7 protein-coding genes are annotated in these 15,116 nt (G+C 72.3%); 4 read left to right on the top strand and 3 right to left on the bottom strand.

Annotation, left to right across the window (positions count from 1 at the left end; genetic code table 11):
- Positions 1-76: 76 nt before the first annotated feature.
- Together ABR737_RS17225 and ABR737_RS17220 are read left to right on the top strand one after the other, a co-directional pair.
- Complete coding sequence (locus tag ABR737_RS17225) at positions 77-1,834, top strand: thiamine pyrophosphate-binding protein (protein ID WP_350251052.1); 1,758 nt, start codon at positions 77-79, stop codon at positions 1,832-1,834.
- A 266-nt stretch (positions 1,835-2,100) separates the two neighbouring features.
- Positions 2,101-3,669: an IPT/TIG domain-containing protein gene (locus ABR737_RS17220; protein ID WP_350251051.1), complete on the top strand. Its 1,569-nt coding sequence runs from the start codon at positions 2,101-2,103 to the stop codon at positions 3,667-3,669.
- Positions 3,670-3,802: 133 nt separating this feature from the next.
- On the opposite strand, the gene ABR737_RS17215 is transcribed toward ABR737_RS17220, so the two are convergent.
- The 3 genes from ABR737_RS17215 to ABR737_RS17205 are packed head-to-tail and all read right to left on the bottom strand — an operon-like array spanning position 3,803 to position 7,444.
- Positions 3,803-4,462, bottom strand: a complete 660-nt coding sequence (locus ABR737_RS17215; protein WP_328386710.1) for a TetR/AcrR family transcriptional regulator — start codon at positions 4,460-4,462, stop codon at positions 3,803-3,805.
- Positions 4,463-4,464: 2 nt separating this feature from the next.
- Positions 4,465-6,585: a YhgE/Pip family protein gene (locus tag ABR737_RS17210; protein ID WP_350251050.1), complete on the bottom strand. Its 2,121-nt coding sequence runs from the start codon at positions 6,583-6,585 to the stop codon at positions 4,465-4,467.
- Positions 6,557-7,444: an ATP-binding cassette domain-containing protein gene (locus tag ABR737_RS17205; protein ID WP_350251049.1), complete on the bottom strand. Its 888-nt coding sequence runs from the start codon at positions 7,442-7,444 to the stop codon at positions 6,557-6,559. Before ABR737_RS17205 ends, ABR737_RS17210 begins: the two co-directional genes overlap by 29 nt.
- A 236-nt stretch (positions 7,445-7,680) precedes the next feature.
- Between ABR737_RS17205 and ABR737_RS17200 the strand changes: the two genes are divergently transcribed.
- On the top strand, positions 7,681-10,611 hold the full coding sequence (locus ABR737_RS17200; RefSeq protein ID WP_350251048.1) for a discoidin domain-containing protein: 2,931 nt from the start codon (positions 7,681-7,683) through the stop codon (positions 10,609-10,611).
- A gap of 249 nt (positions 10,612-10,860) precedes the next feature.
- Positions 10,861-14,964, top strand: a complete 4,104-nt coding sequence (locus ABR737_RS17195; protein ID WP_350251047.1) for an ABC transporter ATP-binding protein — start codon at positions 10,861-10,863, stop codon at positions 14,962-14,964.
- Positions 14,965-15,116 lie beyond the last annotated feature (152 nt).

Below are 15,116 nucleotides of genomic sequence, written 5' to 3'. Positions count from 1 at the left end.
CGGCCCGCCCGCACGCCCCTTCGCAGCTCCCGCAGCTCCCGCAGATCCCCCGCCAAGGAAGGCAGCACGCATCCCCATGAGCACCCCCACCCCCATGCCCCCGCCCGCGCAGCACCGGCGCAACGGCGGTGACCTGGTCGTCGAGTCGCTGGCCGCACTCGGCGCCGACACCGTCTTCGGGCTGCCGGGGCAGCATGCGCTCGGGGTGTTCGACGCGCTGCGCCGCTCCGCGCTGCGCTACGTGGGGCTGCGGGTGGAGAACAACGCGGGCTTCGCCGCCGATGCGTACGCCAGGACCACGCACGGGGTCGCTCCGCTGCTGGTCTCCACCGGCCCGGGCGCGCTGATGACGCTGGCCGCGCTGCAGGAGGCGGCGGCCGGTTCCGCCGCCGTACTGGCCATCGGCAGTCAGGTGCCGCTGGCCGGGATCGGCGGCGGACGCCATGGCTACCTCCATGAACTCACCGATCAGAGCGCTTCGTTCCGCGGCGTGGTCAAGTCCGTCCACACGGCGCGTACGGCCTCGCAGATCCCCTCGGCGGTGGCCGCCGCCTGGGAGTCGGCGCTGAGCACCCCGCACGGACCGGTGTGGCTGGAGATCCCGCAGGATGTGCTGCTGGCGGAGGCCGATGTGCCGCCGGTGGCCGGACTCCGCGCCAGGCCGAAGGAGTTGCTGCCGCGGCCCGAGCTGATCACAGAGGCGGCGACCCGGCTGACCCGGGCCCGGCGGCCGGTGATCCTGGCCGGCGGCGGAGTCGTACGGGCCGGGGCCGAGGCGGAACTGCTGGCGCTCGCCGAGCAGTTGCGGGCACCGGTGGCCACCACCTTCGGCGGCAAGGGCGCCTTCCCCTGGGAGCACCCCCTCTCCCTCCAGTCCTGGCTGGAGGACCGCTACACCACGGCCTTCCTGGAGGACGCGGACACCCTCCTGGTCGTCGGCTCGGGGCTGGGCGAACTCTCCTCGAACTACCACACGTTCCGGCCGCTCGGCCGGGTCGTCCAGATCGAGGCGGACCTCGGCAAGCTGGAGTCGAACCACGCCGCGCTGGGCATCCACGCGGACGCGCGGGCGGCGCTGGCCGCGCTGGTCAAGGAGGTGGGGGAGCGGGAGACCGGGGAGGCCGGCCGCACCGAGGACGACGAAGCGTCCACCGCCGGGGAAGCCGGGGCAGCCCCCGGGGCCGGCCGTCCGCCCTCTCCCGGGTCCGGCCATGCGCCCTCCCCCGAGGCCGCCGTGTCCGCCCTCCTGGCCCGCGTCCGCGACCGGATCGCCGGTCAGCATCTCGACCTGGAGCAGCAGGTACTGGCCTCGGTGCGGGCCGCGCTTCCCGACGGCGCGGTCAGCTGCTGGGACATGACGATCCTCGCCTACTGGGCCTGGTCCGCCTTCGACCCCCGGCACACCAACGCGCTGCATTCCGCCCAGGGCGCGGGCGGACTGGGCTACGGCTTCCCGGCGGCGCTGGGCGCGGCCGTCGCCGACCCGGCGCGGCCGGTCCTGGCGGTGTCCGGCGACGGCGGCGCGATGTACTCGATCGCCGAGCTGGCGACCGCCCGGCAGTACGACCTGCCGGTGACCTGGCTCATCGTGGACGACGGCGGATACGGCATCCTGCGCGAATACATGACCGACGCCTTCGGCGCGCCCACCGCCACCGAACTCACCCGGCCGGACTTCGTGGCGCTGGCCGAGTCATTCGGCGTCCCCGCGGTCCGTACGGCCCCGGACCGGCTCCGTACGGACCTGGCGGCGGCGCTCGCCGCCCCCGGCCCCTCGGTCGTCGTCCTCCCGGCCCACCTGCGGATGTTCGCGCCGACGCACCTGGACTCCTGAAGTCTCCGCCGGACTCTGAAGTCTCCACCGGGCCCTGACATCTCCACTGAGCCCCTGGAGGTTTCGCCGCCTTGCCGGGTGGGCATGCAGCCCCTACCGAACCAAACGGGCTGCCCATCCCTCCTCGGGGTGCGCAGCCCGCCGTGTTGTGGTGAACCTGCGGTCTGTCGTGGTGGTTGTGGTGCCCCGGACAGGGACCGACGGACGTGTGCCGCTCCCCGCCCGGGGGTGCCAGGTCCGGGGTGGCCCCCATCGAAGGGGTCCACATGAGTACTAGCGTTCAGTCACCGCTGCAGGAACTGCTGGCGACAGCTCTCCTCCCCGGCCAGGTGCCGTCGGCCGCCGGGGCGGGAGAGATGAGCCGGGCGGCAGCCCCGGCGCACCTCTTCCTTGCCGTCACGTCGATCCCCGTCGGCAACAACCCGGTCGGGCTGGCGATCGCCCCCAGCAGCGACCTCTACGTCGCCAACTCCGGGTCGGCCAACGTGTCGGCGATCAACACCACCACGGACACCGTCATCGGCGGCCCGATCGGCGTCGGCGGTACGCCGGTCTGGCTGACGGTCGCCCCCAACGGCAACGCCTACGTCCCCAACAGCGGGTCGAACACGGTGTCCGTGATCGACACCACCACCAACACCGTCATCGGCGCCCCGATCGCCGTCGGCAACCAGCCGGCCGTGGTGGCGGCCGTCCCCGGCGGACGCGTCTACGTCACCAACTTCGCCGCGAACACCGTGACGGTGATCGACACCACCACCAACACCGTCGTCGGGGCCCCGATCGCCGTCGGCGCCCAGCCGGTCGGGATCGCGGTCGCCCCCAACGGCAACGCCTACGTCACCAACCGGGGATCGAACACCGTGACGGTGATCAACACCGCCACCAACACCGTCATCGGCGCCCCGATCCCCGTCGGCGCCCAGCCGAACTTCGTGGCGATCGCCCCCAACGGCAACGCCTACGTCGCCAACATCGGGTCGAACACCGTGACGGTGATCAACACCATCAGCAACACCGTCGTCGGCGCCCCGATCGCCGTCGGCAACCAGCCGTGGGGAATCGCGGTCGGCGCCGACGGGATGGCCTACACCTCCAACCGGGCGGCGAACAACGTGACGGTGTTCGACACCGCCACCAACACCGTCGTCGGCGCCCCGATCCCCGTCGGCGCCGGACCGATCGCCGTGACGGTCGCCCCCAACAACAAGGTCTACGTCAGCAACATCAACGGGAACAACGTCAGCGTCATCCAATTCGACCCGACACTGACCAGCATCGTCCCCAACCAAGGGCCCATCGCGGGCGGCACGATGGTGACGATCACCGGCACCAACCTGACCGGGGCGAGTGTCGACGTCGGCGGCAACCCCGCCACCGGGGTGACCGTCAACGCAACCGGCACCCAGCTCACCTTCGTCACCCCGCCCGGCGCGGCCGGTCCCGCGGACGTCACCGTCACCACGCCCGGTGGCAGCGCCACGCTGGTGGGTGGCTTCACCTACCTGCTCCCCGTCCACGCCACCACGCTGACCGCGACCCCGGCGCTGTCGAAGCTGTTCCCGCCGCACGTGTACTTCCCGTTCCTGACCGCCACGCTGACCGACCAGGCCACCGGTCTGCCCGTGCCCGGCCAGACCATCGTGTTCAGCGTCGGCGGCAACCTCATGGGCACCGCGGTCACCGACGCCCAGGGCGTCGCCCGGTTCAACGAGACGGTCATCCTGGTGTACATCCTCGCCAACGGTGGCTACGACGCCTCCTTCGCCGGAGCGACCACCCCGACAGCCATCCTGTCGCCGTCCAGCGCGCACGCGGGAGTCGTCGAACCCTGACCCCCCGCCCGGTCACCGGCCGGCTGAGCCGCTATGTGTGAGAGCGGTATGCGTGAGGCCGGCCCGGTCGTGGACACCTGTCCACGACCGGGCCGGCCTTCGTGCGGCAGCCGTGCCGCGGGGCGGGAGCGCCCTACCGCGCGCCGGCCCCCACCCGCCCCTGCAGCAGCCGCGACAGCGCCGCATGCACGTCCTCTACGGAGCGGTCCGGCTGGAAGGACTGCCAGTCCAGGGCGGCCACCAGGACCATGCCCAGGAGCGCGGAGGCGGTGAGGGGGATGTCGAGCTCGTCGGAGAGTTCGCCGGTCTCCACGGCGTCGCGCAGGACGGACTCGACGACGGACTGGGCGCGGCCGCGTACCGAGGTGAGGGTGTCGCGCCAGGTGCGGTTGGTGCGCCACAGTTCGGCGACGTAGAGCTGGATGAGGGCGGGGGAGCAGGCGATGAAGTCCAGGCCCGCGCGGATCATGGCGTCCAGGGCGTCGACCCGGGTGCCGCCGCGGGCGGCCGTGGTGTCGGCGGCCCGGCGCAGCGAGTCGGCGAGCAGGTCGATGCCGTCCCGCAGCAGCTCCTCGTAGAGGACGTTCTTGCTGGCGAAGTTGTAGTAGACGGTGCCCTTGGCGACGCCGGCCCGGTCGGCGATCTCGTCGACGGTGGTGGCGGAGAAGCCCTGTTCCGCGATGAGGGTCACGGCGGCGTCGAAGAGCCGGCGGCGCGTCGAGGTGCGGCGGGTGACGGGGGAAGCCCCCGGGGCGGTGCCGTCGACGGCACCGCCCCGGGGCCCCGGGAGCACGCTCACAGGCTGAGTTCCGGGTGCAGGTCCTTCATCCGTACGACCTGCCGGCTGCGCGCCGCGAGGGCGGTGAGCGCCAGCGCGCCGACGGTGAAGACCACCAGGACCACACAGCCCTGCTGGACGATGGCGAGGTCACCACCGGTGATCAGCCGGCGCAGACCGTCGACCACGTAACTCATCGGCAGGAACGGGTGGATGGCGGCGAAGAACCCGGGGCTGGTCTGCACCGGGTAGGTGCCGCCCGCCGAGGTCAGCTGGAGCATCAGCACGACCAGGGTCAGCACCCGGCCGGCCGGGCCGAAGAACGCGCCCAGCAGCTGGATGATGGCCGTGAAGCAGGCCGTGGCCAGCAGCAGGAAGCCGACGGTGCCGGCCGAGCGGGCCATCTCCAGGCCGAGGCCCCAGTGCAGGACGGCCATCAGGGCCAGTACCTGCACCACGCCGATGGCGTAGGCCGGCAGCCAGGAGCCGAGGGCGATCCGCCAGCCCGGGGCGCCCGCGGCCAGTGCGCGTTTGCCCAGCGGCTGGAGCAGCATGAACGCGACCATCGCGCCGACCCAGAGGGAGAGCGGGATGAAGTACGGCGCCAGGCCGGTGCCGTAGTTGGGCGCCTTGTGCATCGACTTGGCGGCCAGCTCGACCGGGTCGGACATCACCTCGGTGCGGGCGTCGCGGTCCTTCTTGTTGTAGTCCGGGATCTTGGCGACGCCGTCGTGCAGCCCGTCGGCCAGCTGGTTGGTGCCGTCCTTGAGCTTGAAGAGGCCGCCGGTGAGCTTGACCGCGCCGTCCTTGGCGTCGCCGACGCCGGTGTGGACCTTGCCGGCGCCGTCGGCGACCTTGCCCGCGCCGTCGGCGAGGGTGCCGATGCCGTCGGCGAACAGGCCCGCGCCCTGGGAGACCTTGTGGGCACCGGCGTTGAGCTGGTTGATCTGACGGATCGCGGTGTCCGCGCGCTGCCCGATACCCGGTGCCTGCTCGGCGACCATCTCCGCGCCCTGGTGCACCTCGTGCAGCTTGCTGCGGATCGGCCCGAAGTCCGCCCCGGCGACGGCGTCGTTGACCTTCTCCGCCGCGTCGGCGGCCACCTTGCTGCCGTCCGCGAGCGCCTTCAATTTGGTGCAGTCGGGGTCGGTGTCCAGCAGCGCGCCACAGCGCTCCTGGTAGATCTCCGCGGCGTTGTCGGCGTTCTTGCGGGCCTGGGTGGCGGCCTTGGCGGAGTCGCCCGGCAGGGTGTCGAGGACGTCGTCGAGGGTCTCGGTGGCGTGGGCGACGAAAGCCGCGCCCGCACCGATCTCCTTGCCGTGTTCGCGCAGGTAGGGCAGGTCCTTCTTGGCCAGGCCGTGGACCTTCTCGGCGAGCTGCTGGGTGCCGTCGGCGACCTGGCCCGCGCCCGCGCTGAGCTGCCGGGCCTTGGCGACGGCCGTCGCGGCGCCCTTGCTCAGGTCACCGGCGCCCTGACTGACCTTGCCGGCGCCGTCGTTGAGCTTGCCGAGGCCGTTCGCGAGGTCACCGGAGCCCTTCTTGGCCGAGCCGACCCCCTTGTCCACCTTCCCGGCCCCGTCCGCCGCCTCGGCGGTCTTGTCGTGCAGATCGGAGAACGAGATGAAGATCTTGTCGAGCATGGCCCGCGCCGAGGTGGCCGAGGTCTTCGCGCGGACCTCGGAGAAGACCGTCTTGGAGATCGAGCCGACGACGTAGTTGTTGGCGTCGTTCGTACGGACCTTGAGCGCGCCGGTCTGCGGGGTGTCACCGGAGCTGGAGACGATCCGCTTGCTGAAGTCCCCGGGGACGGTCAGCGAGAGGTAGTACGTGCCGTTCTCGACGCCCTTGGCGGCGTCCGCGGAGCTGACGTCCTCCCAGTGGAACTTCTTGCTGTCCTTGAGGTTCTCGGACAGGTCGTCGCCCGCGGTGATCTTCTTGCCGCCGGTGGTGGCGCCCTGGTCCTCGTTGACGAGGGCCACCGGGATCTTGTCCAGGCGGCTGTAGGGGTCCCAGAAGGAGCACAGGTACAGGGCCCCGTAGAGCAGCGGGATCAGCATCAGGGCGACCAGGCCCAGGCGGGGAAGCTTTCCCCTGCCGAACCGCTTGAGCTCAAGCGCGGCCAGTCTCGGCGAACGCATGCGCTGCTTCCTCCTCGGTGGTGTGGGGCGCGTCCTGGACGGGAGCCCGGTGCTCGTCCTGCTCGGCGGTGCGGGGTGCGTCCTTGACGGGGGCGGAGGGTTCGTCCTCGACGGGGCTGGAGGGCTCGTCCTTGACGGGGGCGGGGGTGGCGGCTGCGGGCTTGGCCCGCGTGGTGCGGACGGTCAGGGTGTCCGCCGGTGCGTCGCTGCCGGCCGCCACGACGGTGGTGCCCTCCAGCGCGAGGTCCCGCAACATCTGCCAGGCCTGGGCGCGTTCGGCCTCGGAGAGCTTGAGGTCCACATCGTCGACGGCCAGCAACTGCGGGCCGTGCATGATCCCGAGCGCGACGGAGAGCCGCAGCGCCTCGATCCGCTCCAGATCGCGTACGGCCGTCCGCAGCCCCTTGGGCAGGGTGGCGGGGTCGAGCCGGACGGCAGCGAGGGCGGCGTCGACCCGGGCCCGGGTGGCCTCCTTGTGGCGCTTGCCCCAAGGGAGCGAGGCACCGAGGCCCTGGAAGCGGTGGCCCAGCAGGGCCTGCTCCCTGAGGTGTTCGCCGACCGTGAGGGCCGGTTCGAGGTCGACGACGCCCGGTACGTGGGCGATGGCGCTACGGCTGCGCACCGTACCCATCCGCTGGGGCAGCGGGAGCCCGGCGACCGTCGCCGTGCCCTCGGTGATCCGCATCCGGCCGGTGAGGGCCAGCAGCAGACAGGTGCGGCCGGAGCCCGACGAGCCCTCGACCGCGATCAGGGTGCCCGGTTGTGCGGAGATGTCGATGCCCTGGAAGGCCCACCCTCTCGGGCCCTCCACTCCGATCCCCCTGGCGTCGACCGCCGCCCCCTGGCGGGTGGTGTTCACAAACACCCCTCCCCTTTTGATCTGACTGGTCAGTCTAAAAGTGTAGCCGCAGTCAGGGTCCGCGTGATCCATGGGGGTGGTGCTACGGGGGCGTCCGGACAATTTCGTGGCCGGAAGGCCGTGACCCGAACGGGGGAACCGGCCTAGGGTGCCGTGCAGGCGGGGGCCTGATGATGTTCAAGGTGATGTCCGTGCCGCGGTAATGCGGCACGGGCGCGCACATACGACGGAGAACCATGGAACATTCGGCACAGCACCCCGTGGACCCGCCCCCGCAGCCCCCGGCGGAGCACTCTCCCGCGGCCGGGCAACCATCCCGGCCGGTGGCGCCCCGCTCCCGCAGGCTGGTCGCCCCACTGCTCGCCACGGCCCTGGTCGCGATCCTCGCGCCCGTCTCGGCCTCCGCCTCCGCACCGGCGCCCGCACCACAGCGGGCCGGCGGCGCCCAGGGCCCCTGCATGAAGGGCGACGGCAGCGACGGCTGGACCGCCACCAGCAGCAAGATCGACCCCAAGGACAGCCATCACGCCTTCGTCGGCAACGGCTACCTCGGACAGCGGGTGCCGCCCAACGGCACCGGCTACGCCGCGCCCGGCGGCACGACCGGCTGGCCGCTGAAGACGCCGGAGTACGACGGTTCCTTCGTCTCCGGCCTGTACGCCGAGGGACCCAAGAGCGTGAAGGGCCGGCAGGCCATCGCCGCCCTCCCCACCTGGACCACCCTCGATGTCAGCGCCGGCGGCGCGCACCCCGACACCTTCTCCTCCGCCACCGCACCCGGCCGGATCTCGCACTACCGCCAGACGCTCTCGCTGCGCTGCGGATTCGTCCGCACCTCGCTGACCTGGACGGCCGCCGACGGCCGTGTCACCGACCTGGTCTACGACGTGCTCACCGACCGCAACGACGCCCACACCGGCGCCGTACGCCTGCGGATGACGCCCCACTGGAGCGGCGACGCCGCCGTCACCGACCGCCTCGACGGCCGTGGCGCCCGCCGGATGACGGCGTCCGGCACCGGGTCCGGCGGCGGCCAGGGCACTGCCGGCAAGGACACCGGTGGCAAGGAATCCGGCGGCCAGGGCACTGTCGGTAAGGAATCCGGCGGCAAGGAATCCGGCGGCGGCCAGGAGTCCGGCCGCACCATGGACGTCGGGTTCCGCACGGACGGGACGAAGACCGAGGGCGCAGTGGCCTCGACCCTGCGCACCGGCCCCGGGGTGCGCGCGGGCCGCCCCGGACCGGCGCCGCGGGCGGACAAGCTCAGCAACCGGCAGCGGGTCTCCTTCCCGGTCCGCAGCGGCCGCTCGTACGAGCTGACCAAGTACGTCGGCGTGGACACCGCACTCACCTCCCGCTCCCCGCGCGCCGCCGCCGACGCGGCCTCGCGCCGGGCCGCCGGCCGCGGCTGGGACGCCCTCTTCGCCCGGCACGCCGCCGCCTGGAAGCGGCTGTGGCGCAGCGACATCGAGGTGCGGGGCAAGCGCGATCTGCAGTCCTGGGTGCGCTCGGCGCAGTACGGACTGCTGTCCTCCACCCGCGCCGGCAGTGACAACAGCATCGGTCCCACCGGCCTGACCAGCGACAACTACGCCGGTGAGGTCTTCTGGGACGCCGAGACCTGGATGTACCCGGGCCTGCTCGCCGCCCACCCCGAACTCGCCAAGTCGATCGTCGACTACCGCTACAAGACCCGGGCCGGGGCCCGCGCCAACGCCGAGAAGCTGGGCTACAAGGGGCTGTTCTACCCCTGGACCAGCGGCAGCAAGGGCGATCTGTGGAACGAGTGCCACAGCTGGGACCCGCCGCACTGCAAGACCCAGAACCACCTCATGGGCGACATCTCCCTCGCCACCTGGCAGTACTACCTCGCCACCAAGGACACCGCCTGGCTGAAGTCCCGTGGCTGGCCGGTCCTCAAGGGCATCGCCGAATTCTGGGCCTCGCGGGCCACCCACAACGCCGACGGCAGCTACTCCGTCAAGAACGTCGCCGGACCGGACGAGTACAGCAACGGCGTCAACGACGGGGTGTTCACCAACGCCGGCGCCGCCACCGCGCTGCGCCACGCCACCCGCGTCGCCGCGATCCTCGGTGAAAAGGCACCGGCCTCCTGGAACACCATCGCCGATAAGCTGCGCATCCCCTACGACAGCAAGAAGAAGATCTTCGAGCAGTACGCCGGGTACAAGGGCACGACCATCAAGCAGGCCGACACCGTGCTGCTGATGTACCCGCTGGAATGGCCGATGTCGCAGGCCAAGGCGGCCCGCACCCTGGACTTCTACGCCGGGCACACCGACCCGGACGGCCCGGCCATGACGGACTCGGTGCACGCCATCGACGCGGCCGGGATCGGTGAACCCGGCTGCTCGACGTACACCTACCTGAGGCGGTCCATCCAGCCGTTCGTCCGCGGGCCCTTCAACCAGTTCTCCGAGGCACGCGGCGACAAGGCCGGAGCTTCGGACCCGCACGCCGGCAAGCCCGCACAGGACTTCCTCACCGGCAAGGGCGGCTTCCTGCAGACCTTCACCCACGGGCTGACGGGGCTGCGCCTGCGGGAGAACGCGGTACACCTCGACCCGATGCTGCCGCCCCAGCTGTCCCAGGGCGTCACCCTGCGCGGCCTGCACTGGCAGGGGCGTACCTATGACATCGCGATCGGCGCCCACCAGACCACCGTGCGGCTGACCGCCGGTGCGCCGATGCGGATCGAGACGCCGGAGGGCGACAAGATCGTCAGCCGGGGGGTGCCGGCCGTCCTGAAGACCCGCCGCCCGGATCTGGCGGCGACCTCGAACGCGGCCCGCTGCACGTCCGCCAAGGCGACCTCCGAGGAGCCCGGTCTGTACGCGGCCGCCGCGGTGGACGGCAACGGCACCACCGCCTGGGTGCCCAACTCCGCGGACGGCACCCTCACCGTCGACCTCGGCCGCACCACCCGCGTCGGGCAGATCACCCCGCACTGGAACACCACCCGGCCCACGTCCTACAACGTCCAGGTCTCCCGGGACGGGAAGCACTGGTCAGGGACCGGATACGCGGGAAAGACGCCGGCCCGGTACGTACGGGTCGTGGTGCACGGTGACCAGGCCAAGGGGAAGGACGGCAAGCCTAAGCCGCATCCGGGGATCTCGGAGCTCACGGTGCAGCGGGTGAAGTAGCCCGCTCGGCGGTTGCCGGGCCTGCTGGAGACGTCTCCGCTGGAGACGGCCCCGCGCTGGAGACGGCCCCCTCCCGGACCACCCGGACGCTGTGGGAACAGTGTCCGGCCCCCCCCGGGAGGGGGCCGTCCCGCGTGCGCAGGCGTACGGGATGCCCCGCCCGGCCCGGAGAATTGTTGCGGCGGGATGAAATCCGCCCCCCGCATTGTTGGTGTCAGGCGTCAGGAGTCGAGGCGCGGGAGGCATCGGGTGGCGGGGACGGATTCTCAACGAGCGAGCTGGGCGCGGCGGCTGATCCGCGACTGCTGGCAGTACAAAAAGGACGTGCTGCTCGCCCTCGGCTCCTCGCTCGCCGGGATGGCCGTGCTGGCCCTGGTCCCGCTCGTCCCGAAGCTGATCATCGACGATGTCATCGTCAAGCACGAGCGTGCCCTCGGCCCCTGGGCCGCCCTGCTGGTCGTCGCCGCGGTCGCGGTCTACGTCCTCACCTACATCCGCCGCTTCTACGGCGGCCGGCTCGCCCTGGACGCCCAGCACGACCTGCGGACCCGGATGTTCGGCGCGATCTCCCGGCTCGACGGCCGTCGGCAGGACGAGCTGAGCACCGGCCAGGTCGTCGGCCGCGCCACCAGCGACCTCCAGCTGATCCAGGGCCTGCTGTTCATGCTCCCGATGATGATCGGGAACGTCCTGCTCTTCCTGATCTCGCTGGTCGTGATGGCGGTGCTCTCGCCGCTGCTCACCGTCATCGCGCTGGCCGTCGCCCCCGCCCTGTGGTTCATCGCCCAGCGCAGCCGCACCCGCCTCTTCCCCGCCACCTGGTACGCCCAGGGGCAGGCCGCTGCCGTGGCCGGGGTCGTGGACGGGGCGGTCTCCGGCGTGCGGGTCGTCAAGGGCTTCGGGCAGGAGGAGCAGGAGACCGGCAAGCTGCGCGAGGTCAGCCGCCGGCTGTTCGCCGGGCGCCTGCGCACGGTCCGGCTCAACGCCCGCTACACCCCCGCCCTGCAGGCCGTACCGGCGCTCGGCCAGGTCGCGATGCTGGCCCTCGGCGGCTGGATGGCCACCCAGGGCCAGGTCACCCTGGGCACCTTCGTCGCCTTCTCCACCTACCTCGCCCAGCTGGTCGGACCGGTCCGGATGCTGGCGATGATGCTGACCGTCGGCCAGCAGGCGCGGGCCGGTGTGGAGCGGGTCTACGAACTGATCGACACCGAGCCGTCGCTCAAGGAGCGGCCCGATGCGCACGAGCTGCCCGCCGACGCCCCGGCCACGGTCGTCTTCGACGGGGTGACCTTCGGCTACGCGCGGCCGCACGGCGGCGACGGTGTGAGCGAGGGAGAGGACGGAGGCGACGGTCACCGCGGCGGGCCCGCGGAGGACACCCCGGCCGCCGGTGACCGCCCTGGCTCCGACCGTTCCGACCACCACGACCGTCCCGACCGCCCCCTCCGACCCGTTCTCGACGACTTCTCGCTGCGCATCGAGGCGGGGGAGACGGTCGCCGTGGTCGGCACGTCCGGCAGCGGCAAATCCACCCTCTCGCTGCTGCTGCCCCGCTTCTACGACGTCTCGGCGGGCCGGGTCCTGGTGGGCGGCCACGATGTGCGCGACCTGACCCTGGCGTCCCTGCGGGCCGCCATCGGCCTGGTGCCCGAGAGCAGCTTCCTGTTCTCCGACTCCGTACGCGACAACATCGCCTACGGGCACCCGGACGCCACCGACGAGCAGGTGCGCACCGCGGCCCGCGCCGCCCAGGCCGACGGCTTCATATCGGAGCTGCCCCAGGGCTATGACACCAAGGTCGGCGAGCAGGGGCTGACCCTGTCCGGCGGCCAGCGGCAGCGCGTCGCCCTGGCCCGCGCCATCCTCACCGACCCCCGGCTGCTGGTGCTGGACGATGCGACCTCGGCGGTCGACGCCCGGGTCGAGCACGAGATCCACGAGGCGCTGCGCGGCGTCATGGCGGGCCGGACCACGCTGCTCATCGCCCATCGTGCCTCCACCCTGGCGCTGGCGGACCGCGTCGCCGTCCTGGACGACGGACGGCTCATCGACATCGGCACCACCGAGGAGCTGGAAGACCGCTGCCCGCTCTACCGCAGGCTGCTGGCCGACCCGGAGGAGCTGGGCGGCACCGGCTGGGACCCGGCGGATGAGGCGTCCGGGATCTTCGACGGCGAGTTCGCCGACGGCCGGCTGCCGGCCCAGGAGCGGTCAGCGGACGCCACCGAGCCCGCGGCCCGGATCGAGATCGAGGCCGGCATCGAGGCAGGGAGGGAGACGGCGGCCGAGGCCGGGACGGAGACGGAGCCCGAGCCCGCGACCGAGGGCGACGGTGCGGCAGACCGGCCCGGGGCGGCCGGCAGCATCACCCCCGAGCTGTGGGTGCGCCGTGAGCAGGAGGCCGAGGCGGGCGGGGCCGGGATGGCGGCCCGCGCGGCCGCCGCGGCCGGGCCCGGTATCGGCGCCGCGATGGCCGGACTCCCTGCCACCCCCGAACTCCTCGCCCAGGTCGCCGCCCTGCCGCCCGCCACGGAGACCCCGGACGTCGACGAGGAGCAGGCCGTGCGCCCCGAGCGCGCCTACGGCCTGCGCCGGCTGCTGCACGGCTTCGGCGGGCCGCTGGCCTTCGCGCTGGGGCTGGTCGCCCTGGACGCACTGGCCGGGCTGCTGCTGCCGGTCCTGATCCGGCAGGGCATCGACGAGGGCGTCCGGCGCGGGGCGCTGGTCGGCGTCTGGACCGCCGCCGGGATCGCCCTGCTCGTCGTCCTGGCGCAATGGGCCGCGCAGATCGGCGGCAACCGCATGACCGGACGGATCGGTGAGCGGGTCCTCTACTCCCTTCGCCTCAAGATCTTCGCGCAGCTCCAGCGCCTCGGGCTGGACTACTACGAGCGCGAACTGTCCGGCAAGATCATGACCAGGATGACCACGGACGTGGACGCGCTGTCGACGTTCCTGCAGACCGGCCTGGTCACCGCCCTGGTCTCGATGCTCACCTTCTTCGGCATACTCGTCGCGCTGCTGGCCATCGACCTCCAGCTGGCCCTGGTCGTCTTCGCCACCCTGCCCCCGCTGATCATCGGCACGTACTTCTTCCGCAAGCAGAGCGTGAAGGCGTACGAGCTGGCCCGCGAGCGGATCAGCGTCGTCAACGGCGACCTCCAGGAGAGCGTGGCCGGACTGCGGATCGTCCAGGCGTTCCGGCGCGAGGAGCGCGGCGCACAGCGGTTCGCCGCCCGCAGCGACGCCTACCGCCGGGCGCGGGTCCGCGGCCAGTTCCTGATATCCGTCTACTTCCCGTTCGTCCAGCTGCTGTCGTCCGTGGCGGCGGCGCTGGTGCTGATCGTCGGCGCCGACCGGGTCGGCTCCCACACCCTCACCACCGGCGCGCTGGTCGCCTACCTGCTCTACATCGACCTGTTCTTCGCCCCCGTCCAGCAGCTCTCCCAGGTCTTCGACGGCTACCAGCAGGCGTCCGTCTCCCTCGGACGAATACAGGAGCTGCTGCGCGAGCCGACCACCACCCCGGCCCCCGAACGGCCCCGCGAGGTGCCCGCGCTGCGGGGCGACATCGCCTTCGACGCAGTGCACTTCCACTACGGCAAGGGCGACGAGCCGGCCCTGGCCGGCATCGATCTGACCATTCCGGCCGGCCAGACCGTGGCCTTCGTCGGTGAGACCGGCGCCGGCAAGTCCACCCTGGTCAAGCTGGTCGCGCGGTTCTACGACCCGTCAGCGGGTGCCGTCCGTATCGACGGCACCGACCTGCGCGAGCTGGATCTGACCGGCTACCGCCGCCGTCTGGGGGTGGTCCCCCAGGAGTCCTACCTCTTCGCCGGCACCGTCCGCGACGCCATCGCCTACGGCCGCCCGGAGGCCACCGACGCCGAGGTGGAGGCCGCCGCGCGGGCCGTCGGCGCCCATGCGATGGTCGCGACCCTCGACGGCGGCTACCTCCACGAGATCGCCGAGCGCGGCCGTAACCTCTCGGCCGGCCAGCGCCAGCTGCTGGCGCTGGCCCGCGCCGAACTCGTCGACCCGGACGTGCTGTTGCTGGACGAGGCCACCGCCGCCCTGGACCTGGCCACCGAAGCCGTCGTCAACCAGGCCACCGGCAGCCCCCGGGCTCTCGGCTCCCCCCGGACGGACCAGGCCCCGTCCGTCCGCCGCCGCACCACCCTGATCGTCGCCCACCGCCTGACCACCGCGGCCCGCGCGGACCGCGTGGTGCTCCTCGACCGCGGACGGATCGCCGAGGACGGCAGCCATGCCCAACTGCTGGCCCGCGACGGCCGCTACGCGGAGCTGTGGCGCACGTTCACGGGCGAGGAGGAGGAATTGGCTGCCTGAGGCGCTGAGGCCGTGAGGGCCTGAGGCCGTGAGGGCCTGACGCCTGAGGCCCGGAGCCTGAGGTCCGGAGGGCCCTGACGGCATGGCCTCCGGAGGTGTCGGAGGCGCCGTCCGGAGGCAGGGGATACGCCGTCCGAGGGCAGGCGAGGGGT

The sequence above is a fragment of the Streptomyces sp. Edi2 genome (assembly GCF_040253635.1).
In the GTDB taxonomy this organism is placed as follows: Bacteria; Actinomycetota; Actinomycetes; order Streptomycetales; family Streptomycetaceae; genus Streptomyces.
Note: the sequence above shows the minus strand (reverse complement) of the source record. Positions and strands in the feature narration are given on the sequence as shown.

Excerpts from the sequence above, each read along its gene's own strand:
- ABR737_RS17225 (WP_350251052.1), top strand. The coding sequence starts at position 77 with ATGAGCACCCCCACCCCCATGCCCCCGCCCGCGCAGCACCGGCGCAAC.
- ABR737_RS17220 (WP_350251051.1), top strand. The coding sequence starts at position 2,101 with ATGAGTACTAGCGTTCAGTCACCGCTGCAGGAACTGCTGGCGACAGCT.
- ABR737_RS17210 (WP_350251050.1), bottom strand. The coding sequence starts at position 6,585 with ATGCGTTCGCCGAGACTGGCCGCGCTTGAGCTCAAGCGGTTCGGCAGG.
- ABR737_RS17200 (WP_350251048.1), top strand. The coding sequence starts at position 7,681 with ATGGAACATTCGGCACAGCACCCCGTGGACCCGCCCCCGCAGCCCCCG.